Annotated in this window: 25 protein-coding genes and 1 riboswitch; of the genes, 13 read left to right on the plus strand and 12 right to left on the minus strand. The window is 71.6% G+C overall.

Features of this window, described 5'->3' with window-relative positions; all coding sequences use genetic code 11:
• Nucleotides 1-17: 17 nt before the first annotated feature.
• Together AC27LF_RS32115 and hisN are read right to left on the minus strand one after the other, a co-directional pair.
• Nucleotides 18-410: a CBS domain-containing protein gene (locus AC27LF_RS32115; protein WP_479656205.1), complete on the minus strand. Its 393-nt coding sequence runs from the start codon at nt 408-410 to the stop codon at nt 18-20.
• Nucleotides 411-712: 302 nt separating this feature from the next.
• Nucleotides 713-1,513, minus strand: coding sequence for a histidinol-phosphatase (hisN, locus tag AC27LF_RS32120; RefSeq protein ID WP_479656204.1), 801 nt, complete (start codon nt 1,511-1,513; stop codon nt 713-715).
• Nucleotides 1,514-1,711: 198 nt separating this feature from the next.
• Between hisN and AC27LF_RS32125 the strand changes: the two genes are divergently transcribed.
• Entirely contained in the window at nt 1,712-2,305 is a 594-nt protein-coding gene (locus AC27LF_RS32125; RefSeq protein WP_479656203.1) for a TetR/AcrR family transcriptional regulator, read from the plus strand.
• Nucleotides 2,306-2,350: 45 nt separating this feature from the next.
• Here AC27LF_RS32125 and AC27LF_RS32130 read toward each other — a convergent pair whose 3' ends face one another.
• The 4 genes from AC27LF_RS32130 to AC27LF_RS32145 all read right to left on the minus strand — a co-directional run bounded on the left by AC27LF_RS32130 (nt 2,351) and on the right by AC27LF_RS32145 (nt 5,997).
• Nucleotides 2,351-2,674 (minus strand): DMT family transporter, encoded by a 324-nt coding sequence (locus AC27LF_RS32130; protein WP_351729443.1) that lies wholly within the window; start codon nt 2,672-2,674, stop codon nt 2,351-2,353.
• A gap of 91 nt (nt 2,675-2,765) precedes the next feature.
• Nucleotides 2,766-3,773: a ribosome small subunit-dependent GTPase A gene (rsgA, locus tag AC27LF_RS32135; protein WP_479656202.1), complete on the minus strand. Its 1,008-nt coding sequence runs from the start codon at nt 3,771-3,773 to the stop codon at nt 2,766-2,768.
• Nucleotides 3,774-3,789: 16 nt separating this feature from the next.
• Complete coding sequence (gene aroA / locus AC27LF_RS32140; protein ID WP_479656201.1) at nt 3,790-5,106, minus strand: 3-phosphoshikimate 1-carboxyvinyltransferase; 1,317 nt, start codon at nt 5,104-5,106, stop codon at nt 3,790-3,792.
• A gap of 168 nt (nt 5,107-5,274) precedes the next feature.
• Nucleotides 5,275-5,997 carry a M50 family metallopeptidase gene (locus AC27LF_RS32145; protein ID WP_479656200.1) on the minus strand — a complete coding sequence of 241 codons (723 nt, stop codon included), beginning with the start codon at nt 5,995-5,997 and terminating at the stop codon, nt 5,275-5,277.
• Nucleotides 5,998-6,098: 101 nt separating this feature from the next.
• Between AC27LF_RS32145 and AC27LF_RS32150 the strand changes: the two genes are divergently transcribed.
• From AC27LF_RS32150 to def, 8 genes are all read left to right on the plus strand, one after another.
• Nucleotides 6,099-6,965: an SOS response-associated peptidase gene (locus tag AC27LF_RS32150; RefSeq protein WP_479656199.1), complete on the plus strand. Its 867-nt coding sequence runs from the start codon at nt 6,099-6,101 to the stop codon at nt 6,963-6,965.
• A 1-nt stretch (nt 6,966) separates the two neighbouring features.
• Nucleotides 6,967-7,596, plus strand: coding sequence for an alpha/beta hydrolase family protein (locus tag AC27LF_RS32155; RefSeq protein ID WP_479656198.1), 630 nt, complete (start codon nt 6,967-6,969; stop codon nt 7,594-7,596).
• Between the two features lie 256 nt (nt 7,597-7,852).
• Nucleotides 7,853-8,536, plus strand: coding sequence for an RNA polymerase sigma factor SigR (gene sigR, locus AC27LF_RS32160; protein ID WP_404024747.1), 684 nt, complete (start codon nt 7,853-7,855; stop codon nt 8,534-8,536).
• Entirely contained in the window at nt 8,533-8,835 is a 303-nt protein-coding gene (gene rsrA, locus AC27LF_RS32165; protein WP_479656197.1) for a mycothiol system anti-sigma-R factor, read from the plus strand. Before sigR ends, rsrA begins: the two co-directional genes overlap by 4 nt.
• Before the next feature lie 159 nt (nt 8,836-8,994).
• Nucleotides 8,995-10,353 carry an HD-GYP domain-containing protein gene (locus AC27LF_RS32170; protein ID WP_479656196.1) on the plus strand — a complete coding sequence of 453 codons (1,359 nt, stop codon included), beginning with the start codon at nt 8,995-8,997 and terminating at the stop codon, nt 10,351-10,353.
• Complete coding sequence (locus AC27LF_RS32175; RefSeq protein WP_479656195.1) at nt 10,350-11,711, plus strand: HD-GYP domain-containing protein; 1,362 nt, start codon at nt 10,350-10,352, stop codon at nt 11,709-11,711. Before AC27LF_RS32170 ends, AC27LF_RS32175 begins: the two co-directional genes overlap by 4 nt.
• A gap of 111 nt (nt 11,712-11,822) precedes the next feature.
• Entirely contained in the window at nt 11,823-12,806 is a 984-nt protein-coding gene (locus AC27LF_RS32180; protein WP_479656369.1) for a tetratricopeptide repeat protein, read from the plus strand.
• A 159-nt stretch (nt 12,807-12,965) separates the two neighbouring features.
• Nucleotides 12,966-13,616, plus strand: coding sequence for a peptide deformylase (def, locus tag AC27LF_RS32185; RefSeq protein ID WP_479656194.1), 651 nt, complete (start codon nt 12,966-12,968; stop codon nt 13,614-13,616).
• 230 nt (nt 13,617-13,846) lie between these two features.
• On the opposite strand, the gene AC27LF_RS32190 is transcribed toward def, so the two are convergent.
• A complete protein-coding gene (locus tag AC27LF_RS32190; RefSeq protein WP_479656193.1) occupies nt 13,847-14,812 on the minus strand; it encodes a helix-turn-helix domain-containing protein in 966 nt (321 codons plus the stop codon).
• A 93-nt stretch (nt 14,813-14,905) separates the two neighbouring features.
• Between AC27LF_RS32190 and AC27LF_RS32195 the strand changes: the two genes are divergently transcribed.
• The gene (locus tag AC27LF_RS32195; protein WP_479656192.1) at nt 14,906-15,148 is read left to right on the plus strand and encodes a hypothetical protein; all 243 of its coding nucleotides are present in this window, start codon (nt 14,906-14,908) and stop codon (nt 15,146-15,148) included.
• Here AC27LF_RS32195 and AC27LF_RS32200 read toward each other — a convergent pair.
• The 5 genes from AC27LF_RS32200 to AC27LF_RS32220 all read right to left on the minus strand — a co-directional run bounded on the left by AC27LF_RS32200 (nt 15,061) and on the right by AC27LF_RS32220 (nt 22,138).
• Nucleotides 15,061-16,074 (minus strand): ribonucleotide-diphosphate reductase subunit beta, encoded by a 1,014-nt coding sequence (locus AC27LF_RS32200; protein WP_479656191.1) that lies wholly within the window; start codon nt 16,072-16,074, stop codon nt 15,061-15,063. The two genes, AC27LF_RS32195 and AC27LF_RS32200, sit on opposite strands and share 88 nt — an antisense overlap.
• Nucleotides 16,074-18,485: a ribonucleoside-diphosphate reductase subunit alpha gene (locus AC27LF_RS32205; RefSeq protein WP_479656190.1), complete on the minus strand. Its 2,412-nt coding sequence runs from the start codon at nt 18,483-18,485 to the stop codon at nt 16,074-16,076. The genes AC27LF_RS32200 and AC27LF_RS32205 overlap by 1 nt, the downstream gene beginning before the upstream one ends.
• A gap of 123 nt (nt 18,486-18,608) precedes the next feature.
• A riboswitch (cobalamin riboswitch) is annotated at nt 18,609-18,780 on the minus strand.
• A 148-nt stretch (nt 18,781-18,928) separates the two neighbouring features.
• Entirely contained in the window at nt 18,929-20,557 is a 1,629-nt protein-coding gene (gene mctP, locus AC27LF_RS32210; RefSeq protein WP_479656189.1) for a monocarboxylate uptake permease MctP, read from the minus strand.
• On the minus strand, nt 20,554-20,817 hold the full coding sequence (locus tag AC27LF_RS32215) for a DUF3311 domain-containing protein (protein WP_479656188.1): 264 nt from the start codon (nt 20,815-20,817) through the stop codon (nt 20,554-20,556). The genes mctP and AC27LF_RS32215 overlap by 4 nt, the downstream gene beginning before the upstream one ends.
• Nucleotides 20,818-21,373: 556 nt before the next feature.
• On the minus strand, nt 21,374-22,138 hold the full coding sequence (locus AC27LF_RS32220; protein WP_479656187.1) for a GntR family transcriptional regulator: 765 nt from the start codon (nt 22,136-22,138) through the stop codon (nt 21,374-21,376).
• A gap of 411 nt (nt 22,139-22,549) precedes the next feature.
• On the opposite strand from AC27LF_RS32220, the gene AC27LF_RS32225 reads away from it, so the two are divergent.
• The 3 genes from AC27LF_RS32225 to AC27LF_RS32235 all read left to right on the plus strand — a co-directional run bounded on the left by AC27LF_RS32225 (nt 22,550) and on the right by AC27LF_RS32235 (nt 25,914).
• Nucleotides 22,550-23,836 (plus strand): extracellular solute-binding protein, encoded by a 1,287-nt coding sequence (locus tag AC27LF_RS32225; RefSeq protein WP_479656186.1) that lies wholly within the window; start codon nt 22,550-22,552, stop codon nt 23,834-23,836.
• 210 nt (nt 23,837-24,046) lie between these two features.
• Nucleotides 24,047-25,033, plus strand: coding sequence for a carbohydrate ABC transporter permease (locus AC27LF_RS32230; protein ID WP_479656185.1), 987 nt, complete (start codon nt 24,047-24,049; stop codon nt 25,031-25,033).
• A 5-nt stretch (nt 25,034-25,038) separates the two neighbouring features.
• Nucleotides 25,039-25,914, plus strand: a complete 876-nt coding sequence (locus tag AC27LF_RS32235) for a carbohydrate ABC transporter permease (RefSeq protein WP_479656184.1) — start codon at nt 25,039-25,041, stop codon at nt 25,912-25,914.
• Nucleotides 25,915-25,917: the final 3 nt, after the last annotated feature.

A 25,917-nucleotide genomic window follows, 5' to 3' on the forward strand; every position in this document is an offset into this window, starting at 1 on the left:
CGGCCCGTCGGCATGTCTCAGGCCGGCACCCGCTGCCGCAGCGGAGCCCAGCAGCGGATGATGTCGCGGACCGAGACGATGCCCACGGGCTCGCCGTGGTCCAGGACGATCAGATGGCGGAAGCCGCCGTGCGCCATGGCGCGGGCCGCCTCCTCCAGGGTCCAGGTCGGCGTGGCGAACACGACGTTGTCGGTGGTGTGCGCGTGGGCGCGTTCCGTGTCCGGGTTCTGGCCGAGGCCCACGGAGTTGAGGATGTCGCGCTCGGTGAGGATGCCGATGCCGCCGGCGTCGGGATCGAGGACGATGGCGGCGCCCACGCGGCGGGCGGACATCAGGGTGGCTGCTTGGCGGAGGGTGTGTGCGGGGCCGACGGTGAGGACCACCGTGCTCATGGCGTCACGGACGAGCATGGCTGGGAGCCACCTCCTAGGGAGAATCCTCCGAGGAACCCGGGCGGATCGGGACGACGCGGTGATCTGGCGACGCTGACCTGGTGACGCAGTGGCCGACCGGCCCGTCGTGCCGATCGATGGATCGACAGGTCGATGAGTCGACAGGTCGGCGGATCGATGGATCGATCGCGTCGGTGGATCGATAGTTCCCGGTTTCACAAATTCACAAATGGGGGGACTTTCAGAGTCGCAGGCAAAGCACGAGTCAACAAGGGGGCGCGTGCAGCTGACCGAGGGCGTGCGCAGGCACCTCGTGCTTCTCAGTAGCGCCCGTTGAGATACCCCAGCAACCGGTCGTGGAGCAGCCCGTTGGACGCGGCGGCGTCGCCGCCGTGCGGGCCGGGGCGGCCGTCGAGGCCCGTGAAGGTGCCGCCGGCCTCCGTGACGACGATCGCCGGCGCCGCCATGTCCCACAGGGACAGCTCGGGCTCGGCACAGAAGTCCACCGACCCCTCGGCGACCATCATGTAGGGCCAGAAATCGCCGTACGCGCGCGTGCGCCACACCGCGCGGGTGAGGTCGAGGAAGCCGCCGAGCCGGCCCCGCTCCTCCCAGCCGGACAGCGAGGAGTACGCGAAGGACGCGTCCGCCGGCTCCGAGACCCGGGAGACATGGATGCGGGTCGCGGAGGACAGGCTGCGGCCGGTGAAGGCGCCGTGGCCCCGCGCGGCCCACCAGCGGCGGCCCAGGGCCGGGGCGGAGACCACGCCGACGACGGGCCGGTAGCCGCCCTCGGCCGCCTCCATCAGCGCGATCAGCGTGGCCCAGACCGGCACGCCCCGCACATAGTTCTTGGTGCCGTCGATCGGGTCGATCACCCAGCGGCGCGGGCCGGTCCCCTCGATGCCGTACTCCTCACCGAGGATCGCGTCGCGGGGCCTGGCGCGCTGGAGCTGGCCGCGGATCAGCTCCTCGGCGGCCTTGTCCGCCTCGCTCACCGGGGTCATGTCCGGCTTGGTCTCCACCTTGAGGTCGAGGGCCTTGAAGCGGGACGTCGTCGCGGCGTCGGCCGCGTCCGCGAGGACGTGGGCGAGGCGGAGGTCGTCGAGGTAGTCGGGCATGTGATGCACCGTATCCGGCCCGGTCGCGGCGCGGCCAGCGGGGGCCGCGCCGCGAGGGCACCGCCCGGGCGCAGCCGCCTCGGCCACGGCATGGCGCACAACCGCCCCCGCCGGGACGCGCCTGCCACGCGAACCCTTGACAGTGCACGGGGGCGCGTCAAACCTGGGCGCAGAGCCGCTCACCCCAGGGAGGCGACGATGCCTGCTGCCCGGGAATCCCTGCTGGACGCCGCCTGCACCGCGCTCGCGCTGCGGCCGTGGCCCGCCGTGCGGATGGTGGACGTGGCCGCGGCGGCCGGGGTGTCCCGGCAGACCCTCTACAACGAGTTCGGCAGCAAGGACGGGCTCGCCCGGGCGCTGGTGCGCCGGGAGGCCGACGGCTATCTCGCGGGGGTCGAGCGGGCCCTGGCCGACGGCGTCGAACCGCACGAGCGGCTGACCGCCACCGCCGAGTGGACCGCCGCCGTGGCCCGTGACAACCCGATCGTGCGCGCCATGCTCACCGGCTGCTGGAGCGAGCGACTGCCCGCGCCGCCGTTGTCCGCCGTGGCGTCGTCCTCGGCCGTACCGGCGCAGCGCCGGGCGGACGGGCCGCTGCCGTCGCCGGGCGATCTCGTGCGGATGGTGCGGGACCGGGCGCTCACGGCCCTGGCCGGTCCTGGCGCCGGCGGGGAGCTGGCCCGTGCCTGCGAGGTGGTGGCGCGGCTGGCGCTCTCGTGTGTGGCCGCGCCGCCCGCGGAGGGCCAGATCGCCGACCTGGTCCGTGCGGCACTGCACCACCAGCCGGTGTGAACCACCGCCCGCGCCGTCGTGAGCCGTCCCCGGCGCACGGTCCGGCTAGTGGGCCGAGCCGGACAGCTGGAGGCCGATCACGCCGATGATGACCAGGCTGATCGAGACGATCTTCAGCGTCGACACCAGGTCGCCCAGGAAGACCATGCCGTAGATCGCGGTGCCCGCAGCGCCGATGCCGGTCCACACGGCGTAGGCGGGACCCACGTCCAGCTTCCGCAGGGACAGGGTCAGCAGGCCGAAGCTGCCGAGGGCGAAGCACGCGAACGCGATGGTCGGCCACAGCCGGGTGAAACCGTGCGACAGCTTCAGGCAGACCGCGAAGCCGGTTTCGAGCAGTCCGGCCACCACGACCAGCAGCCACGCCATGTGCTGTCCTCCCGTATGTCCGGCTCGGTGCTGTCCGGCTCGGTGCGATTATGCACTTGCCAGGCCCGCGGCCCCGCAAACACCGCTGAGGTCAGTCGCCTTCCCTGCGTTCCCGCGTGGCCAGCAACCGGCGCAAAGAGTACAGGCGCGCCGGGTCCGCGTGTCCCTCGGCCACCCAGGCGTCCAGCGCGCAGTCCGGCTCGTCGTGGCTGCAGGCGCGCGGGCAGCCCGCGGTGCCGGGCTCCAGATCCGGGAAGGCGTGGATCACCCGGGAAGGATCGATGTGGGCGAGGCCGAAGGAGCGAACGCCCGGGGTGTCGACGACCCAGCCGGCCATGTCGCCCAGCGGCAGCGCGAGCGCCGACGTGGTGGTGTGCCGGCCGCGGCCCGTCACCGCGTTGACATGGCCCGTCGTACGTCGGCGGTCCTCCGGTACCAGCGCGTTGACCAGGGTCGTCTTGCCGACGCCCGAGTGCCCCACGAACGCGGTGACCTTGCCCGCCAGCTGCTCCCGCACCCGGTCGGCGGCGGCGCCGTCCGCCAGTTCCGCGCGGCTGGTGACGACATACGGGATGTCCAGGTCGCCGTAGAGCTCCAGGAGCTTGTCGGGCGGGGCGAGGTCCGACTTGGTCAGCACCAGCAGCGGGTCGAGACCGCCGTCGTAGGCGGCGACCAGGCAGCGGTCGATCAGCCGGGGGCGCGGCTCGGGGTCGGCGAGGGCGGTGACGATGGCGAGCTGGTCGGCGTTGGCGACGACCACCCGCTCGTAGGGGTCGTCGTCCGCGGTGCGGCGCAGCACCGATGTGCGCTCCGCGATGCGGACGATCCGCGCGAGCGTGTCCTTGCGCCCGGACAGATCACCGACCAGCGCCACCCGGTCGCCCACGACGGCCGCCTTGCGGCCCAGCTCGCGTGCCTTCATCGCGAGGACCGTACGGCCGTCGACGAGGCAGGTCAGCCGGCCCCGGTCCACCGTGAGGACCATGCCTTCGGCGGCGTCCTCGTGCTTGGGCCGGATGTTCGTACGGGGCCGGTTGCCCTTGCGGTTCGGGCGGGTGCGGATGTCGTCCTCGTCGGTGTGCTTGCCGTAGCGGCGCATGATCCCGGTCCGCCCGTCAGTTCCCGAGCATCCCGGCCCACAGTTCGGGGAAGTCCGGCAGGGTCTTGGCGGTGGTCGCCACGTTCTCGATCCGCACGCCCGCGACCGCCAGGCCGATGACGGCGCCGGCCGTCGCCATGCGGTGGTCCTCGTACGTGTGGAAGACCCCGCCGTGCAGCGCGCGCGGGCGGATGTGCAGGCCGTCGGCGGTCTCGGTCACATCGCCGCCCAGTTCGTTGATCTCCTTGGTGAGCGCGGCCAGCCGGTCCGTCTCGTGCAGCCGCAGATGGGACACGCCGCGCAGGGTCGACGGGGAGTCCGCGAGCGCGGCGACCGCCGCGATGCCCGGGGTCAGCTCGCCCACGTCGCCCAGGTCCACGTCGATGCCGTGGACCGCGCCGGAGCCGGTGAACTCCAGGCCGTACTCGGTCAGCGTGCAGGAGCCGCCCATCTCGGTGAAGATCTCGCGCAGCCGGTCACCCGGCTGGGTGGTGCGGGCCGGCCAGTCCGGGACGAGCACCTTGCCGCCGGTGACGAGGGCCGCGGCCAGGAAGGGCTGAGCGTTCGACAGGTCGGGCTCGATGGTCAGGTCGCGGCCCAGCAGGGCACCCGGCGTGACCCGCCAGACGTTCGGCTCGCCGCCCGACTCCGGGGTGTCGACCTGGGCGCCGACCGCGCGCAGCATGTCGACGGTCATCCGGATGTGCGGCAGGGAGGGCAGCGAGGCGCCGGTGTGGCGGACCTCGACGCCCTGGTTGAACCGCGGCCCGGACAGCAGCAGCGCCGAGACGAACTGCGACGACGACGAGGCGTCGACCGACACCGGACCGCCCTCAAGGGCGCCGCCGCCGTGCACGGTCAGCGGCAGCGCGCCGCGGCCGTCGTCGTCGATCCGGGCGCCCAGCGCGCGCAGGGCGTCGATCACGCCGTGCAGGGGGCGCTCGTACGACCTGGGGTCGCCGTCGAAGCGGACCGGGCCGTCGGCCAGCGTGGCGACGGGCGGCAGGAAGCGCATGACGGTGCCCGCGTTGCCGACGTCGACGGAGGCCGGGCCGCGCAGGCCCGTGGGCAGCACCCGCCATGCCTCGCCGGAGCCGTCCGGGCCGACGCCCTCCTCGATGCCGACGCCCATGGCCCGCAGGGCGCCCGCCATCAGCAGCGTGTCACGGGAGCGCAGGGGGCGGCGCAGCCAGCCCGGTTCGGAGGCGAGGGCGGCGAGCACGAGGGCGCGGTTGGTGACGGACTTGGACCCGGGCACGTGGACCGTCGCGTCGACGGCTCCGCTCGCGTGCGGGGCGGGCCAGAGGGCGGTGTGCGCGTTGTTCGGGGCCATGGCCCCACTTTAGTGGGCGGGGGTCGCCGGGTGCGGGCGCGCGCTTTCGGGCGGCGCTGTGCGGGGTGCGTTGCGTCGTACGGTGCGGCGCCGTGGGGCTGGGCGCGCAGTTCCCCGCGCCCGTGTGACGCGCGTCCCTTCGGGGCCGCGTCACATCGAGGCGTGCCCTCACGCCGCCAGCAGCCACCGTCCCCCGCCGATCAGCGAGCACAGCGACACCGTGTGGAACAGGAACAGCCACAGCCACGCCGGCACATGGGTCAGCCGCGACAGCTGGTCCGCGTCGGAGTCGCCCGCTCCGCCCCGCGCCCGCTTGGCCTGCAGTTCGAAGGCCGGCCGCACCCCGCCCAGCAGCAGGAACCACACCACCGCGTACCCGAACGCCGCCTGCACCTGCGCACCGGCCAGCCAGGACACCAGCAGGAAGGTGCCGCCGGTGAGGAACACGGTCAGCACCCCGTAGGCGTTGCGGATCATCACCAGCATCGCGACGAGCAGGGCGGTGGCCAGCCAGAGCAGCAGCGTCAGGCGCCCGGCGGCCAGCAGCGCGGCCCCGCCCAGGCCCAGCAGCGGCGGCGCGGTGTAGCCCGCGGCGGCGGTGAGGATCATGCCGAGGCCGTGCGGCTTGCCCCGGCTGAGGGTCAGGCCGCTGGTGTCGGAGTGCAGGCGTATGCCGGTGAGCTGCCGGCCGGTGAGCAGGGCCACCAGGCCGTGACCGCCCTCGTGCGCGATGGTGATGGCGTTGCGTGAGACGCGCCACAGCCCGTGCGGGACGACCACGGCGAGGGCCGCGGTCAGGGTGATCAGCACCACCCACTGGTCCGGTCCTGGCTGGGTGCCCCACAGCCGGTCCCAGAGGTCGGGCAGCGCGGTCGATGCGGTGCTGTCCATGGAGTGCGTCGCTCCCTCGGGTCGGGGCTCGTATGGGCCGGTCGGGTCGGGCGGGCGCAGCCGGTGGCCGGGCGGCGGCCGGGCCTGGCAGTGTGGCACGCATGTGCGGACGGTATGCAGCGAGTCGTAGGCCCGAGGATCTCGCGGGAATCTTTGAAGTGGAGATGGGGGTCCCCCCTGTCCGAGCGGAGTCGAGCGCTCGGGGGAGGGAGCCGGAGGAGAGCTTTGAGGAGGGCTTTGAGGCCGACTACAACGTGGCGCCCACCAAGGAGGTCTACGCCGTACTCGACCGTCCGGTGAAAGACGCGGGCGATCCGCGTCCGGTTCGGCAGCTGCGCAGGCTGAAGTGGGGGCTTGTGCCGTCCTGGGCCAAGTCGCCCGAGGGCGCGGCCCGGATGATCAACGCCCGCGCGGAGACCGTGCACGAGAAGCCGTCGTACCGCCGTGCCTTCGCCGCCCGGCGCTGCATCCTGCCCGCCGACGGCTACTACGAGTGGGTGACCGGCGCACAGGAGCGGGACCTGGAGGTCGATGGCCGCAAGAAGCGGCCGCGCAAGCAGCCGTACTTCGTGCTGCCCGCCGACGGCTCGGTCTTCGCGATGGCGGGCCTGTACGAGTTCTGGCGGGACCGTACCCTGCCCGACGACCATCCGCGGGCCTGGTGGGCGACCTGCTCGGTGATCACCACCGAGGCGGAGACCACCCCGCTGGCCGTGGCACCCGCCGAGGGCCCGCACAGCCTCGCCGAGATCCACCCGCGGATGCCGCTGATGCTCACCCCCGACCGCTGGGACGCCTGGCTCGATCCGGCCCGCACCGATGTCGAGGACCTGCGGTCGCTGCTGGAGCCGCCCCCGCAGGGCCTGATGCGCGCCTACCCGGTCGCCACGGCCGTCAGCAACGTCCGCAACAACGGCCCGGAGCTGCTGAAGGAGCTGGCGGGTCCGGAAGCGGGCACACTGTTCTGACGTGACCACACAGATCATCGCCACGGACGCGGGGGACGCCCGCATCACCTGGCACCCGGCACGGCGGCCCCGGTTCGTGCTGGCCGTGAGCCACGGAGCGGGCGGCGGCATCGAGGCGCGCGACCTGCGGGCGCTCGCGGCGGCGCTGCCCGCCCACGGCGTCACCGTGGCCCTGGTGGAGCAGCCCTGGCGGGTGGCGGGCCGGAAGATCGCCCCGGCCCCGAAGACCCTCGACACCGGCTGGCGCGGGGTCTGGCCCGCGCTCACCGCGCAGGGCCCGCCCGTGATCTCCGGCGGGCGCAGCGCCGGGGCCCGGGTCGCCTGCCGCACGGCGGCCGAACTGGGGGCGCACGCCGTCCTCGCCCTGAGCTTCCCGCTGCACCCGCCGGGCAGCCCCGAGAAGTCCAGGGCCGCGGAACTGCTCGGGGCGCGCGTGCCCACGCTGGTCGTGCAGGGCGGCAACGATCCCTTCGGCAGGCCGGCCGAGTTCCCGCCGGGCGCGTACCGGCTCGTCGAGGTGCCCGGCGGCGACCACGGCCTCGCCGTGCCCAAGCGCGCGGAGATCGGCCAGGAACGGGCTCTGGAGATCGTCACCGACGGCGTCGCGGAGTGGATCGCGTCACTCGGGTGACCCCCGGGAATGCCGCGCCCCGGCCCGCTGTTGTAGCGGTCAGGAGTGCTGAAGCTCCAGCACCGACGTCGTGGGAGAGGGAGTCCGCCGCATGGGTTCGACCGTTTGCCCGAGCCGCAGCAGCCGCACCGACCTGGACTGGACGGTGCTGCACGCGGCCAAGACCGCTCCGATTCGAGCGGCGGCAGGCACGGGTCGTGTTCTATCCTCCGATTCGAGTGGGACCGGACTCGGTCCTGCCCACGATCTTGAGGAGGTGGGTCCGGTCACTGGGACCGACGCAGGGACCGACAACGGCCAGGCGGAGCAGCCCGAGGGCCGGGGCGTCGGCGCGGAGTCCAGCACGGAACGCAACGCGCGCTTCGAGCGGGACGCGCTCGAATACCTCGACCAGATGTACTCGGCCGCGCTGCGCATGACGCGCAACCCGGCCGACGCGGAGGACCTGGTGCAGGAGACCTACGCCAAGGCGTACGCGTCCTTCCACCAGTTCCGCGAGGGCACCAACCTCAAGGCGTGGCTGTACCGGATCCTCACGAACACCTTCATCAACTCCTACCGCAAGAAGCAGCGCGAGCCGCAGCGCAGCGCGGCCGAGGAGATCGAGGACTGGCAGCTCGCCCGCGCCGAGTCGCACATGTCGACCGGGCTGCGCTCCGCCGAGTCGCAGGCGCTCGACCACCTGCCCGACTCGGACGTCAAGGAAGCGCTGCAGGCGATCCCCGAGGAATTCCGCATCGCCGTCTACCTCGCGGACGTAGAGGGCTTTGCCTACAAGGAGATCGCGGACATCATGGGGACACCCATCGGTACGGTGATGTCCCGGCTGCACAGGGGCCGCCGTCAACTGCGCGGCATGCTGGAGGACTACGCACGCGAGCGCGGGCTGGTCCCGGCGGGCGCCGGAGAGTCGAACGAAGCGAAAGGCTCGGGCTCATGAGCTGCGGAGAGCCGCACGAGACGGACTGCAGTGAGGTACTCGACCATCTCTACGAGTTCCTTGACAGCGAGATGCCGCCGGCCGATCGCGACAAGTTCCAGCAGCACTTCGAGGAGTGCTCGCCGTGCCTGGAGAAGTACGGCCTGGAAAAGGCGGTGAAGAAGCTGGTCAAGCGGTGCTGCGGCCATGACGACGTGCCGATCGACCTGCGAGCCAAGGTCATGGGCCGGATCGACCTGATCCGCTCCGGCCAGACCGTGCCCGAGCACGACATCACGGCGACTCCCCAGGAGTCCTGACCGGCCGGGCGGTCCGTGCTGTCCGCGGTCGCGGTCCGAGCCCGCCGCTGACTCACCGGTCATCACCCGAACGTGCTAATCCGGGCGGCCAGGCCCCCGGACCCCCCGATCCGCGCCCTAGGCTCCGGAGCCAGGACGGGCATGGTCGGGGGAGGGCTCATGGAGGCGGTTCCGGCACGGGCACGCGTCTATGTGACCTGCGTCGCCGCCCTGGCCCTGCTCGGTGTGCTGCCGCTGCCCCGGACCCACGCACCCTGGTGGGCGATCGCGCTGCTCTGCGCGGTGTACGCGGCCTGTGAGCAGATCGTCCGGCGCCGCTTCGGAGGCACCTTCCACCCCGTCCTGCTCGCCGGGGTCTTTCTGCTGCCCGCGCCCGCCGCCGCGCTCGTCCCCCTGCCCGGCGCCCTGCTGTCGCCCGCCGACCGGCCCCGCGCGCTGCGCCGGATCTGGCGCGCCGCCCAGACCTCCCTCGCCGTGGGCGTCGCGGCCCGCGTGCACTGGTTGTGCGGCGGCCGGGCCGCGGTCGTGCACTCCGACTTCCCCTACGTCCTCGTGCCGGTCGCCGCCGCCGTGCTGGCCTTCTGCCTCGTCCTGGCCGCGCTCGACGGCGGCATCCTGGCCCTGGCCGAAAGGGTGCCCGCGCGCCGGGCCTGGCGCGGACTGCTGCCCCGCTCGCTCGCGCCGATCGCCGTGCACGGACTGGCCGGACTGATGATGGCCGTGCTGTGGCGCAGCCCGCACGGGCCGGTCGTCGCGCTGCTCGTGCTGCTGCCGATGGGCGTGTCCTGGTGGGTCTTCGCGCAGTACCACCGGGAACGGGCGGCCCACCAGGCGACGATCCGCGCGCTCGTGCAGGCCGTCGACATCAAGGACGGATACACCCGCGGCCACAGCGAGCGGGTCGGGCAGGCGTCCGTGATGATCGCCCGCGAACTCGGCCTGGACGACGACCGCGTCGAGGTGCTGCGGTTCGCCGGGATCCTGCACGACGTGGGCAAACTGGGCGTGCCGACCCGGCTGCTGCGCAAGGACGGCCCACTCACCCCCGAGGAACGGCGCGTGATCGAGCTGCATCCCGAGTACGGCCATGAGATGGTCCGCGGGATCTCCTTCCTCGGCGAGGCACGGGCGGCGATCCTGCACCACCACGAACGGCTCGACGGCAGCGGTTACCCCTACGGGCTGGCGGGCGATCAGATCCCGGAGTCCGCCCGGGTGGTGGCCGTCGCCGACGCCTTCGACGCGATGACGTCCACGCGGTCCTACAGCAGGGCCCGCCCGGTGCCGACGGCCCTCAGGGAACTGGAGCGCTGCGCCGGCGCCCAGTTCGACCCCAGGATGGTCGCCGCGCTGGTCCGGGCCGTGGGGCGTCGCGGATGCACCCGGCCGGGCGAAGCCGCAGGTGGGGGCGGCTGGCATCCCGCGGTCACCGCCGACGAGCCGCGGTACGCCGACGAGCCGCGGTACCCGGTGCCGCCCTCCGAACCCGTCATGGGCCCGCGCGAGGCGCGCCGATGAGCGCGCTGCGGCTCGTCCATGCCTGCGCCGCGCTGCTCGCCGCCGTCTCCCTCGCCGTCACCCTCCTGAGCGGACTGGAGGACCGCGGCACCGCCCTCGCCTTCGGCGTGCTCATAGCCGTCGGCGAGCTGACCGTCCCGCGGCCCTCCGGCCCCGCCCGGGTGGCGGGCGCACCCGTGACCGTCACCGGCGCCGACGTCCGGGAGACCGCCTCGCTCGGCGCGGCCGGCGCGCTGTCGTACGCGCTGCTCGGCGACGGCGCCGCGCACCCGACCGCCCCGCAGGCGCTCGATGCGGCCCAGAGCGCGGGAACACCCGTCCGGGCCGCGCAGGTCGTCACCGTCGTCCTCGCCGCCTCGCTGCTCGGCAGCGCCCCGCGCATCTGGTGCGGCCGGACCCGCACGCGCGATCACCTGGCCCGCCGGGTCCTCACCGTCGGCTTCGCCGCCGTCTGCTTCCAACCCCTGCACAGCGACGGCCTGATCGGAGTCCTGGGCGGCTCCGCGCACGCCGTGCTGCTGCTCGCGCTCCTCGTGCTCACCGCCCTGTGCGACGCCGTCCTGGCCGCGGCCCTCGCCCACTCCCGCACCCGGTGGCCGTTCGGCCCGCTGCTGCGGGACGAGCTGCGGGGGCTGCTCGGCATCGGATCCGCGGTGTCCGCGACGGGCGCGGTGATGGCGCCGGCGGTCGGCGTCGTCGGGCTGTGGGCGCTGCCCGTGTTCTGTCTGCCGCTGCTGCTCACCCAGCTCACGCTGCGCCGGTACGCCGCCGTGCGCGCCACCTACCGGCAGACCATCGCCTCCCTGGCCCGGGCCACCGAGGTGGCCGGCTGCACCCCGGCCGGACACGCCCACCGGGTCGCCGCGCTCAGCCAGGCCGTCGGCCGGGACCTCGGGCTGACCGCGCCCGAGCTGACCGTCCTGGAGTACGCGGCCCTCATGCACGACATCGGCCAGCTGAGCCTGGTCGACCCGGTGCCGGCCGGGGCCACCGCCGCCCTGCCCGCCGCGGAACAGCGGCGGATCGCGCTGCTCGGCGGGGCCGTCGTACGACAGACCGGGGTGGACGCGGCGGTCGCGGTGGTCGTGGAGCGGCAGGCCGATCCCTACCGGGAGCAGCCGGTGGCCGCGCGGATCATCCGGGCCGTGAACGCGTACGAGGAGAAGACACGGGACGCCGGTCCCGGCGTCCCGCTCAAGGCCCTGGAGGAGCTGCGGCTGGGCACCGCCGGGGACTACGCGCCCGAGGTGGTGGAGTCCCTTGCGCGGGTGCTGGGCGGCCAGGGAGCGGCGCGCGAGCGCCCCGGGTGGGGCGGCGGACGCCGGACCGGACGGTCTGACCCGGCCCCGGCTGGGTAACCCATGGGTAATGAGCGCCTCTCCCGCCGTACGTGGTTGGATGCGAGGGAGAGGGTGTCCGGGGGCACAAGCCAGCCCACAGTGCGGATCTGGAACTGGCAGGCGGGAATCGTGAGGATCTTCGGCAAGGGACGGCACCGGCCCTCCGCCTCCTGGCGGCAGGCCACCGACCGGGCGTTCACGCTCATCGGCGACGGCCGGTACGAGGACGCGGGCGAGCTGCTGACACGCGCCGCCGACCTGGAGCCCTGGCTGTCCGAGTCCTGGTTCAACCTCGCCCTGCTGCACAAGTTCCGGCACGACTGGGAGCAGGCCCGCGCCGCGGGACTGCGCGCCGTGGCCCTGCTCGACCGGGAGACCGGCGCGCCCGACTGGTGGAACGTGGGCATCGCCGCCACCGCACTGCAGGACTGGCCGCTGGCCCACCGCGCCTGGCAGGCCTACGGACTGCAGGTGCCCGGGTCAGGCGCCACCGCCACCGGCGAACCGCTCGGCATGGAGCTGGGCAGCGCGGCCGTACGGCTGTCCCCGGAGGGCGAGGCCGAGGTCGTCTGGGGCAGGCGGCTCGACCCGGCGCGCATCGAGGTGCTGTCCATTCCGCTGCCCTCCTCGGGGCGGCGCTGGGGCGAGGTCGTGCTGCACGACGGCGTACCGCACGGGGAGCGCACCACGGCCGCGGGCCACGCCTACCCGGTCTTCGACGAGATCGAGTTGTGGGCCCCCTCGCCCGTGCCCACCTGGGTGGTGCTGCTGGAGGCCGCAGGCGAGGCCGACCGGGACGCGCTGGAGCAGCTGGCCGCCGACGCCGGCTTCGCCGCGGAGGACTGGTCGTCGTCCGTGCGGCTGCTGTGCCGGATGTGCTCCGAGTCGCGGATGCCCTCCGACGAGGGCGACGGGGAACACCTCGATCCGCACGATCACAGCGAGCCGGGGCATCCCGGGCCGCTCGGGCACCGCACGGACGGGCAGCTGTGGGTGCCGGAGCGGGAGTGCGGCGTCGCCGCCCCGGCGTCGCTGGTCCGGGGGCTGCTGGACGGGTGGGTCGCGGACAGCCCCGATTCCCGGGACTGGCGGGATCTCGAAGAGGTCTGTTAAGAACCGTTGCCCGGCCGCGGGTTCGGCCGGCAGGTCGGGCCCGAGCGGCGGAGCCGCCCGGCGGACACAGCCCCGCGCCGGTCGGGGCGCGCTCCCCGTACCCTGTATCAGCATCCATTCATCCACTCCCCGTTCTTGTCAGGAAGGCATACGTCGGTCATGGCGCAGCAGGACACCGATCAGCAGCACGCGGGCGTGCTCCCCGTGGACGACGAGGGCTTCGTCATCGACACCGAGGACACCGAGGAGCGCGAGGCCGCCTGGCGGGAGCGCGGCACCTCGCGGCCGATCACGGTCGTCGGCAATCCGGTGCTGCACAAGGAGTGCGCGGACGTCACCGAGTTCGGCGACGAACTCCAGCAGCTGATCGCCGACATGTTCGCCAGCCAGCGCACCGCCGAGGGCGTGGGCCTGGCCGCCAACCAGATCGGTGTCGACCTGAAGGTCTTCGTGTACGACTGCCAGGACGACGCGGGCGTACGGCACGTCGGAGTGGTCTGCAACCCCCGGCTCGTCGACCTGCCCGCCGACCGGCGCCGCCTCGACGACAGCAACGAGGGCTGCCTGTCGGTGCCGACCGCGTACGCGCCGCTGGCCCGGCCCGACTACGCCGAGGTGACCGGGCAGGACGAGCGGGGCAACCCGGTCAAGGTGCGCGGCACCGGCTACTTCGCGCGGTGTCTGCAGCACGAGACCGACCATCTGTACGGGTACCTGTACATCGACCGGCTCTCCAAGCGCGAGCGCAAGGACGCGCTGCGGCAGATGGCCGAGAACGAGCCGCGCTACCCCGTGGTCGCCAACGACTGACGCCGAGCGCTCCGCTGGAAGTGCCGCGCTGTGCCGTCGGTCGTCTGCGGCGCCGTTGTGGCTGGTCGCTCCGCCAAGTTCTCGGCGTTCTCGGCTTCGCTCGAACAGGGGGACCCCCATCGCGGCGGAGCCGCATATCGATGCAGCCCCGCGCCCCTTCGGGGCGCCGACCAACCGCAGTTGGCACACCCGTGCGGTGACGGCGCCCGCCTTGTGGGTCCGATGCGTGGTCAGGCGGCTTCGGGGCCGCGGAACGCGCGCCGGTAGGCGTGCGGGGTGGTGCCCAGCGCCCGGACGAACTGGTGGCGCAGCGCGGCGGCGGTGCCGAACCCGGTGCGCGCCGCGATCGCGTCCATCGTCTCGTCCGTGCCCTCCAGCAACTCCTGGGCCAGCAGCACCCGTTGGCGCAGGATCCAGCGGTAGGGGGTGGTGCCGGTCTCCTGCTGGAAGCGGCGGGCGAAGGTACGCGGCGCCATATGGGCGCGGGCGGCAAGCTGCTCGACGGTGACCTCCCGGTCCAGGTGCCGCTCCATCCAGGCCAGCACCTCGCCGACGGTGTCGCAGCGGTCCTTGGGCAGCGGGCGCTCGATGTACTGGGCCTGCCCGCCGTCCCGGTGCGGCGGCACCACCATGCGCCGGGCGATCTTGTTGGCGATCTCCGGGCCCTGCTCCTTGCGCACGATGTGCAGACAGGCGTCGATCCCGGAGGCGGTGCCCGCGGAGGTGATCACCGGGTCGTCGTCGACGTAGAGCACGTCCGGCTGGATGATCGCGCGCGGACAGCGCACGGCCAGCTCCGTGGCCTGCCTCCAGTGCACACTGCACCGCCGCCCGTCGAGCAGCCCGGCGGCGCCGAGCGCGAACACCCCGGAGCAGACGCTGAGCACCCGCGCCCCGCGCTCCACCGCCGCCACCAGGGCCGACAGCAGGTCGGGCGGGAAGTCGCGGGTGACGAACTCCTCGCCGGCCGGCACCGCGACCAGGTCGGCCTCCGCCAGCCGGTCAAGCCCGTACGGCGTCGAGACGGTCAGCCCGCCGACATGGGTGCGCAGCGCCGGGCCCTCCGCCGAGACCACGGCGAAGTCGTACACCGGCAGCCCCTCGTCGCTGCGGTCCAGGCCGAACACCTCGCACAGGACGCCCAGCTCGAAGGGGTGCACGCCGTCCAGCAGGACGGCCGCCACGTTTTTCAACATGCTGCCAGTGTGCCTCGTTCCTGGCAGTAATTCGAGGGTGTACGGCAGTCCTGCCACTGCCGGTAAGGAGTGTCAGAGACGACAGTGGTGTCCATGAACACGAACCAGATCGAAGGTCTGATCGGGATGCTCACGGTCCTCGGGATCCTCGTCCTCCTGGTCCTCCCGTCGGTGGTGGGCATCGTGCGCGACCGGCGCATCGACCGACAGCTACGGGAGGCCGAGGAGGCGGCGGACGAGGAGCGGGATCAGAAGTCCTCGTCCAGGTCGACGGTGCCCTCCACCGCCACCTGGTACGCCGACGGACGCCGCTCGAAGAAGTTGGTCAACTCCTGAACCCCTTGCAGCTCCATGAAGGAGAAGGGGTTCTCCGAGCCGTACACCGGGGCGAAGCCGAGGCGCGTCAGGCGCTGGTCGGCGACGCACTCCAGGTACTGCCGCATCGAGTCGGTGTTCATGCCCGGCAGGCCGTCGCCGCACAGGTCGCGCGCGAACTGCAGCTCCGCCGCGACGGCCTCCCGGAGCATGTCGGTGACCTGCTGGCGCAGCTGATCGTCGAAGAGGTCCGGCTCCTCCTTGCGGACGGTGTCGACCACGTCGAAGGCGAAGGACATGTGCATCGTCTCGTCACGGAACACCCAGTTGGTGCCGGTGGCCAGGCCGTGCAGCAGGCCCCGGCTGCGGAACCAGTAGACGTATGCGAAGGCGCCGTAGAAGAACAGGCCCTCGATGCACGCGGCGAAGCAGATCAGATTGAGCAGGAAGCGCCGGCGGTCGGCCTTCGACTCCAGGCGGTCCAGGTTCTCGACCGAGTCCATCCACCTGAAGCAGAACTCGGCCTTCTCCCGGATGGACGGGATGTTCTCCACCGCCGCGAACGCCGCCGCACGGTCCTCGGGGTCGGGCAGATAGGTGTCCAGCAGCGTCAGATAGAACTGGACGTGCACGGCCTCCTCGAACAGCTGACGGCTCAGGTACAGCCGCGCTTCGGGGGAGTTGATGTGCTTGTACAGAGTCAGCACGAGGTTGTTCGCGACGATCGAGTCGCCCGTGGCGAAGAAGGCGACCAGCCGGCCGATGAGGTGCTGTTCGGCGGGGGTCAGCCTGGCGAGGTCGGCGACGTCCGAGTGCAGGTCGACCTCCTCCACGGTCCAGGTGTTCTTGATGGCGTCCCGGTAGCGCTCGTAGAAGTCGGGGTAGCGCATGGGGCGCAGCGTCAGCTCGAAGCCCGGGTCGAGAAGGTTCTGGGAACGGTGGGACATCACTGGCAGGCCTCGCAGGACTCGGGGTTCTCAAGGGAGCAGGCGACGGCGTCGGGGTCGGCGGCCTGCTGGACGGGGACGGTGGCTCGGGGCTGCGCCTGGGCGGCGCGCGCGATGCGGGTCGCCGGGCGGGAGCGCAGGTAGTACGTCGTCTTCAGGCCCTGCTTCCAGGCGTAGGCGTACATCGAGGAGAGCTTGCCGATGGTCGGCGTCTCCATGAACAGGTTCAGGGACTGCGACTGGTCCAGGTAGGGCGTGCGGGCCGCGGCCATGTCGATCAGGCCGCGCTGCGGGATCTCCCACGCCGTGCGGTACAGGGCGCGCACATCGGCCGGGATCCACGGGAGGTCCTGCACGGAGCCGTTGGCGTCGCGCAGCGCCTCGCGGGTGCGGGCGTCCCACACGCCCAGCTCCTTGAGGTCCCGCACCAGGTACGAGTTGACCTGGAGGAATTCACCGGACAGGGTCTCGCGCTTGAAGAGGTTGGAGACCTGGGGCTCGATGCACTCGTAGACACCGGCGATGGACGCGATGGTCGCGGTGGGCGCGACGGCGAGCAGCAGGCTGTTGCGCAGGCCGGTCCTCGCGATCCGCGCCCGCAGCGCCGCCCAGCGCTCGGGCCAGGTGAACTCGACGCCGTAGTGGTCGGGGTGCAGGACACCCCGCGCCGTACGGGTCTCCTCCCAGGCGGGCAGCGGCGCGTTGCGCTCGGCGAGGTCGGCGGACGCCTCGTAGGCGGCGAGCATGATGCGCTCGGCGATCCGGGTGGACAGGGCCCGCGCCTCGGGGGAGTCGAAGGGCAGGCGCAGCTTGAAGAAGACGTCCTGGAGGCCCATCACGCCGAGGCCCACCGGCCGCCACCTGGCGTTGGAGCGGCCCGCCTGCTCGGTCGGATAGAAGTTGATGTCGACGACCCGGTCCAGGAAGGTCACGGCGGTGCGGACCGTCTCGTCCAGCCGCTCCCAGTCGATGCCCCCGCCGCTCACGAACGCGCCGAGGTTGACCGAGCCCAGGTTGCAGACCGCGGTCTCGCCGTCGTCGGTGACCTCCAGGATCTCCGTGCAGAGGTTGGAGGAGTGCACGACACGGCCCGGCTCGGCCGTCTGGTTGGCGGTGCGGTTGGCCGCGTCCTTGAAGGTCATCCAGCCGTTGCCGGTCTGCGCGAGGGTGCGCATCATACGGCCGTAGAGGTCACGGGCCGGGATGGTCTTCTTCGCGAGCCCGGCCGCCTCCGCCGCGCGGTAGGCGGCGTCGAACTCCGCGCCCCACAGGTCGACCAGCTCCGGCACGTCCGACGGGGAGAACAGTGACCACTGCTCGTCGGCGTCGACCCGGCGCATGAACTCGTCCGGGATCCAGTGGGCGAGGTTGAGGTTGTGCGTACGGCGGGCGTCCTCACCGGTGTTGTCGCGCAGCTCCAGGAACTCCTCGATGCCCGAGTGCCAGGTCTCCAGGTAGACCGCCGCGGCCCCCTTGCGCCGGCCGCCCTGGTTCACGGCGGCCACGGAGGCGTCGAGGGTCTTCAGGAAGGGCACGATGCCGTTGGAGTGCCCGTTGGTGCCGCGGATCAGCGAACCGCGGGAGCGGATGCGGGAGTAGGCGATGCCGATGCCGCCGGCGTGCTTGGAGAGGCGGGCGACCTGGTGGTAGCGGTCGTAGATGGAGTCCAGCTCGTCCTTGGGGGAGTCGAGGAGATAGCAGGACGACATCTGCGGGTGGCGGGTGCCGGAGTTGAAGAGCGTGGGGGAGGAGGGCAGATAGTCGAGGCGGCTCATCAGCCGGTAGAGCGCGGCGACCTCGTCCACGGCGTGCGTGGGGTCTGCCCCGGAGAGGGCGTCGGCATCACCGTCGGCGAGGCCGGCGGCCACGCGCAGCATGAAGTGCTGGGGCGTCTCGATGACCTGGCGGGTCAGGGGGTGCCGGAGCAGATAGCGGCTGTGCAGCGTGCGCAGCCCGAAGTAGCCGAACCGGTCGTCCGCCGCGGTGTCGATCAGCGCGTCCAGCCGCTCGGCGTGCCGCCGCACGAAGGCGGCGGTGCGGTCGGCGATGAGCCCTTCCCGGTGCCCCACGGCGACCGACCCGGTGAACGAGGTGACGCCCTGTGCGGCGGCCTCGGCGCGGATGGACAGGGTCAGCAGCCGGGCGGCCAGCCGGGAGTAGGCGGGGTCCTCCGAGATCAGGCCGGCGGCCGCCTCGGTGGCCAGTTCCCGAAGCTCCGCGGTGGCAGCGGCGTCGGACCGCGCGGACCGGCCGCGCAGCGCGGCGGCGGCGACCCGGCCGGGGTCGGCGTCGGGGAGGTCGGCGGTCAGCTCGGTCAGGGTCCGCAGCAGCGCGGCACCGGGGCCGTCGGTCTCCACCGGGGCCGCGGTCGCCTGGGCGGCTGAAGCCGGGTCGGCTGGCGCGATGGTCACGTGGGGCTCTCCCTCGCTCGGCACGGGGCCTTGCAGAGGGCAGGGGGCAGCACACGAGCGCGCACGGCGTCGCGTCCACCGGCCCATTCCACGAGGCCCGGACGTCAGAGCACCCGGGCCGGACGGCCGGGTGCGCCGTCGGCAGGTCCTCGGACTGAAGCCTGCATGCGGGTATGCGGGCATACGCGCATGAGTACACCGTTGCGGGACAGTTCCGGATTCGCACCGGATTCCCCTGCGGCGACAGCGAGCATGAGCATACATCTAGTGCCGGGCCGTGGTGGCACCCCCAGATGTTGTGTCGTACGTCAACGGGCCGCCGTTGCCGGGTTCGGCATCGGCGGCCCGTCGCAGGGCGGCGCGGTTGCTCCCGCGGGCGCCCACACGCCCGCGCGGGGCGTGCTGTCAGCGCCACAGCGCCCGTGCGGGGCGTGTTCGTGTTGTCAGTGCCCGGCGCCCGCCGTGGCGGGCGGAAGCTCCACCTGGACGCCGGCGTCGCCCGCGTCGGCCGTGTAGTCCTGCGGGCTCGTCTCGTCCACGCCCTCGGGAGCCTTCACGGCCTTCAGGACGAAGGTCAGGACGACGGTGACGAGGACGTTGAGCACGAACGCCGTCATGCCGATGTAGCCGATCTCACCGATCCCGGGGATCTCCTTGGCCGAGCCGCCGAAGTGCTTCTGCGTCGGCGAGGCCACCTCGTACGCGGCGACCGTGCCGTACACCATGCCGACCGCCCAGCCCGCGAGCAGCGCCCAGCGGTGGAACCAGCGGGTGAACAGGCCGCCGACCAGGGCCGGGAAGGTCTGCAGGATCCAGATGCCGCCCAGCAGTTGGAAGTTGATGGCGACCGTCTTGTCCATGGTCAGCACGAAGACCAGCGCGCCCACCTTCACCAGCAGCGACACGATCTTGGAGACCCGGGTCTCCTGATGGGCCGTCGCGTGCGGATTGATGAAGTCCTTGTAGATGTTGCGGGTGAACAGGTTCGCGGCCGCGATGGACATGATGGCCGCGGGCACCAGGGCGCCGATGCCGATCGCCGCGAACGCCACCCCCGCGAACCAGTCGGGGAACATGTCCTCGAACAGCTGGGGGATGGCCAGTTGGCCGTTGGAGACCTTGACCCCGGCCGCGATCGCCATGAAGCCGAGCAGCCCGAGCAGGCCGAGCATCAGGGAGTACAGCGGCAGGATCGTGGTGTTGCGGCGGATCACCTCACGGCTGCGCGAGGACAGCGTCGCGGTGATCGAGTGCGGATACATGAACAGCGCGAGCGCGGAGCCGAGGGCCAGCGTGGCGTACGTCCACTGGCCCGCCTCCGGCGGGGCGAGCGCCCCGCGCGGCGCGCCCGTGGCCGGATTGGTCTGGGCGAAGGCGTCGCCGGCCTTGGCGAAGATGTCGTCGAACCCGCCCAGCTTGATCGGGATGTAGATGATCGCCACGGCGATCACGATGTAGATCAGTGTGTCCTTGACGAACGCGATCAGCGCGGGTGCCCTCAGACCGGAGGAGTAGGTGTACGCGGCCAGCACGCCGAAGGCGAGCAGCAGCGGCAGGTCCTTGACGAACCAGTTGGTGTTCTCGCCGCCGCCCACGCCCATCACGTCGAGGACCGCCTGGATGCCGACCAGTTGGAGCGCGATGTAGGGCATCGTGGCGAGGATGCCGGTCAGCGCCACCGCCAGCGACAGCCCCTTGGAGCCGAACCGGCCGCGCACGAAGTCCGAGGTCGTCACGTAGCCGTGCCGGTGCGAGACCGACCACAGGCGGGGCAGGAAGGTGAAGATCAGCGGATAGACGAGGATCGTGTAGGGCACGGCGAAGAATCCGGACGCGCCGGCCGCGTAGATCGCCGCCGGTACGGCGACGAAGGTGTAGGCCGTATACAGGTCGCCGCCGAGCAGGAACCAGGTGATCCAGGTGCCGAACGACCGGCCGCCCAGGCCCCATTCGTCGAGGCTGTGCTCGTTCTCGGCCTTGCGCCAGCGGGCGGCCAGGAAGCCCATGACCGTGACGGCCAGGAAGAAGAAGACGAAGACGCCGAGCGCGACGCCGTTGACGCCGTCGTTCATCGCGCGTCACCTCCGCCCTGGGTCCGGCGGGCGCGCTGGTCACGCTGCCACAGCTTGTAGGCGATCATGGTCAGCGCGGTGGAGAGCAGCACCCACAGCATCTGGTACCAGTAGAAGAACGGGATCCCGATGAACGTGGGGTCGACCTTGGCGTAGGAGCCGACCCAGAGCATCGCCACGAACGGTGCGACGAGACACAGGGCGATCACCACCCGTACCGGTGTGACCACCGGTGGTTTCACTTCGGACGTGTCTGGCATGTCTGGGCTCCGTCCCCTCACCAATGACCTGTTGTAACGCGCAGGCAATGTAGGTGACGGTGCCGATGAAGCGGAAGTACCCATCCGTATTTCGGTCGCAAACGGCGCTCTCGGCGCCCGCGCACGCCCTGGCGGGGGTCCGGTTCCTGGCGGTCCGTGCGCATCCGCTCGAATTCCCGGCGGGGCGGCGCCGCCTCGGTACGCCGCTTCCGGATGTGCGCGACAGGGCGTTCGCGGGCCGGCTCGCCCGCCAACTACCGTACAGACAGGGCGGTCCGGGCGGCCTGTGCGGTCCGCCGGCCGCATGCCGTGACGTCTCCCGTCGCGGCCCGTGCGGGGATCGGCCCGTTTGGGGCGGTGATCTCCGGGGTGGCGCGGGGCGCCTCGCCCGGCGCGCCCGTCGCCGGGCGGCGGAGGTGCCGCATGCACACCCGCAACGCGTCCGGGACGGCGATCGCGACCTGCTGGGCCGGACGAGCCGGGCCGGAGGGGCCGAACCGGAAGAGCTGGGCCGGACGAGCCGGGCCGGACGAGTCGGGTCGAAGGGCCGGGCCGGCTATTCCTGCGGGCGCTTCAGCCGTGCGACGAACTTGTAGCGGTCCCCGCGGTAGACCGACCGCACCCACTCCACCGGGTTGCCGTCCTCGTCCCGCGAGTGCCGGGAGAGCATCAGCATCGGCAGGCCCACGTCCGTGCCGAGCAGGCCCGCCTCGCGCGGGGTGGCCAGCGAGGTCTCGATGGTCTCCTCGGCCTCGGCGAGACGGACGTCGTACACCTCGGCGAGGGCGGTGTACAGGGACGTGTACTTGACGAGGCTGCGGCGCAGCGCCGGGAAGCGCTTGGCGGACAGATGCGTGGTCTCGATGGCCATCGGCTCGCCGTTGGCCATGCGCAGCCGTTCGATGCGCAGCACCCGGCCGCCGGCCGTGATGTCGAGCAGTTCCGCGAGCCGGTCGTCCGCGGTGATGTACCCGATGTCCAGCAGCTGCGAGGTCGGCTCCAAGCCCTGGGCGCGCATGTCCTCGGTGTAGGAGGTGAGTTGCAGCGCCTGGGAGACCTTCGGTTTGGCGACGAAGGTGCCCTTGCCCTGGATCCGTTCCAGCCGGCCCTCGACCACCAGCTCCTGCAGGGCCTGGCGGACGGTGGTGCGCGAGGTGTCGAACTCGGCGGCGAGCGTGCGCTCCGGCGGAACCGGGGTGCCCGGCGGGAGCGTCTCCGTCATGTCGAGCAGGTGTTTCTTCAGGCGGTAGTACTTGGGCACACGCGCGGTACGGACGGTCGTCCCACCCTCGTTCTCCGCACTGCTGACGTCGGTGCTCATGTTCTGCCTTCCCGGCTCCTGGTGCCGAAAGCGACCGACATCCCATCGGCCACGGGTCACATCGTGGCACGGCTTCGTGTGACGGGAGGCCACCCGAACGGTCCGTGATCTCCTCTGTATACCGTCGCGACCCCCGTTGGTCTAGTCCATAGGGCCCCTTCGGGAGGCCCCGACGCGGCCGAAGTGGTCCGTCCGATCTGTCGCTTGCGGAATGAAAGGTCTCTGCATATCTCGGTCGCATCACGGACGCCCGGAGCCTGCGTGAACGCCTTGACAGCTCTATTGGTCTGGGCCAAGCTCCCCGTACTGGTCTACACCATTGGTCCAGGTCCCGGCCCCATGGGCGGTACACAGCGCTGACGCGCGCCGCGGGGAGGCAGGGGGGTTTGTGGCATCCCTGAGGAGGGTGGCGTGAAGCGCAGGCTGATAGCCGCGATCGGTATCGCGGGCATGGTCGTCTCCATCGCGGCGTGCGGCAGCGACAACAAGGACGACGGCGGTTCGGGCAAGGGGGCGGACGCCAAGGAACTGACCGTCTGGCTCACCGTCGACGCCCAGAACAACTGGCCCGATCTGGTGAAGGCCGCCGACGCCGCCGTGGAGAAGAAGCACCCCGGCATCAAGATCAAGCACGAGTACTACGGCTGGCCCGACAAGAACACCAAGCTGGACGCCGTCCTCGCCACGGACAAGGCCCCCGACGTGGTCGAGATGGGCAACACCGAGATGCTGGGCTACATGGTCAAGGGCGCCTTCGCCCCCGTCGACCCCGCCCAGTACAGCAACTCCGCCGCCTGGCTCGACGGCCTCAAGGCATCCGTGACGTACGAGGGCAAGTCCTACGGCGTGCCGTACTACGCCGGCGGCCGGGTCGCCAACTGGCGCAAGGACGTGGCCGCTTCGGTCGGCGTCAAGACCCCCCCGAAGACCTACGCCGAGCTGACCTCCGCCCTGGACAAGATCCAGAAGAAGCAGGGCGACAAGTTCAGCGCCTGGTACCAGCCCACCCGCGACTGGTACGCGGCCATGTCCTTCGTCTACGACGCCGGCGGCTCCATCGCCAAGGAGGAGGGCGGCCAGTGGAAGGGCAACCTCTCCTCGCCCGAGTCCGTCAAGGGCCTCACGGAGTTCAAGAACGTCGTCGACCATTACATGCATGGCGACAAGACCAAGGACGAGTCCGACCGCTACATCGTCTACGGCCAGGGCAAGTCCGGCATGATCTTCGGCGCCGCCTGGGAGGGCGCGACCGCGGCGGACCCGAAGAACGACAAGACCGGCAAGCTCAAGGACAACCTTGAGAACTTCGTGATGCCCGGCCCGTCCGGCAAGAACATGCCGGTCTTCCTCGGCGGCTCCGACCTCGCCATCCCGGTGAAGTCCAAGGCCCAGGCCGTCGCCGCCGAGTGGATCAACGCCTTCACCGGCCCCGAGGGCCAGAAGGGCCTGATGGCCAAGGGCAACCTGCCCAACAACAAGACGGACCTCGCCACCCTGAAGGACGACCCGGCGACCGCCGTACCCGCCACCGCGGCCGAGTCCAACTGGTTCGTCCCGATGGCCCCCGGCTGGGGCCAGGTCGAGAAGGCCCAGGTCCTGCAGACCATGCTGCAGAACATCGGCACCGGCAAGAAGACGGTCGAGGCCGCCGCGAAGGAAGCGGACGCCGCGATCGACAAGGTGATCAACACCAAGTGACGTGAGCGCAGGGCCCCGTGGACCCCGGGGGAGTCCGGGGGCGGGGGCCCTGCTTCTCGTACGGCCGCGCGGGTCCGGCGCCGCGCGGCCCTCCGGGACCCGGACTGCGCACCCAGACCCGCCCTCCGGGACCGGGCCTGCGTGCGGAACCCCGGCTTCCGTACGGGATGTCGGCTTCGTACGACCAGAGGGACCGCTGAGGAGCGCGCGATGAGTGCCGCAGACACGACCACCCCCGCCACGGTGCCGCCGCCGCGGCAGGCACCACCACCGGGCGGCACGCAACGGCCACGCGGAAAGCGCACGTCCGGCGGCGCGGGCACCCCCTGGCTGCTGCTCGCCCCCTGCCTGCTGATCCTCGTCCTGGTCATGGGCTATCCGCTGGTCCGCCTGGTCACCCTGTCCTTCCAGAAGTTCGGGCAGTCCCAGCTGTGGGGCTTCCAGCCGGCCGAGTCGGTCGGGTTCGACAACTTCTCCGAAGTCCTCGGCGACGGCGAGTTCTGGCAGGTCGTGCTGCGCACGATCGTCTTCGCGGCCGGCTCGGTGATCTTCACGATGGTCCTCGGCATGCTGGTCGCCCTGCTGCTGCAACGGGTCTCCGGCTGGGTGAAGACCCTGATCAACATCGCGCTGGTGGCGAGCTGGGGCATGCCCGTCATCGTCGCCACCACCGTCTTCAAATGGCTCTTCGACGCCGACTACGGCATCCTCAACGCGCTGCTGAGCAGGCTGCCCGGCGTCGATCTGATCGGCCACAACTGGTTCGCGAGCGGGCCCGAGGGCCTGGCCGTGATCATGCTGCTGGTGGTCTGGGGCGCCGTGCCGTTCGTCGTCATCACGCTCAGCGCGGGCCTCACCCAGGTGCCCAAGGAACTGGAGGAGGCCGCCCGCCTCGACGGCGCGGGCGCCTGGGGCGTCTTCCGCTATGTCACCCTGCCCATCCTCAAGCCGATCATCGTGATGCTCACGACCCTGTCGGTCATCTGGGACATGGGCGTCTTCCCGCAGGTCTTCGTGATGCGCAACGGGCACCCGGAGGCCGAGTTCCAGCTGCTCACCACCTACTCCTACGACCGCGCCTTCGTGGTCAACGACTACGCGCAGGGCTCGGCGATCGCCCTGATCACCGTGGTGCTGCTGCTCGGTGTGGTCGCCGTCTATATGCGCCAGATGCTGAAGATCGGAGAAGTCGAGTGAGCGGCATGAGCAGCACGAGCGGCCTGAGCGGCACGCCCGCGATCGCCACCGGCGGCCGGCGCAGGAACGGATCCCGGCTCGGCTGGAACCTCCTCGGCCTCCTTGTCTTCGTCATCGCCGGCTTCCCCGTCTACTGGATGCTCAACACGGCGTTCAAGCCGGCCAAGGACGCCATCGACCCGGACCCCAGTCTGCTGCCCACGGGCCTGACCCTGTCCAACTTCAGCCGCGCGCTGGACATCGCCGACTTCTGGGGCCCCGTGGGGCGCAGCCTGGTCGTGTCGCTGTCCGTCGTGGCGATCGGCGTCGTCGTCGGCATGCTGGCCGCGCTCGCCATCTCCCGGTTCGCCTTCCGCGGCCGCAAGATCGTGATCGTGGGCATCCTCGCGGTGCAGATGGTCCCGCTGGTAGCCATGATCATCCCGGTCTTCCTGCTGCTGAACGACCTGAAGCAGTACGACAAGCTCACCGGCCTCATCATCACCTACCTGACCTTCATCCTCCCCTTCACGGTGTGGACGCTGCGCGGCTTCATCGTCAACATCCCGAAGGAACTGGAGGAGGCCGCGATGGTCGACGGCTGCTCCCGCACCGGTGCCTTCGTCCGCGTCGTCTTCCCGCTCCTCGCCCCCGGCATGGTCGCCACCTCCGTATACGGCTTCATCCAGGCATGGAACGAGTACCTGTACGCCCTCATGCTGATGAGCCAGCAGCACCAGACCGCGACCGTGTGGCTCGGCAACTTCACCACCAAGCACGGCACCGAGTACGCGCCGATGATGGCCGGCGCCACCATGATGGCCGTACCGATCGTCGTGCTGTTCCTGTTCGTCCAGCGCAAGATGGCCGCGGGTCTGACCGCGGGCGCCGTGAAGGGATGACGC

This window comes from Streptomyces diversicolor, from assembly GCF_057537855.1.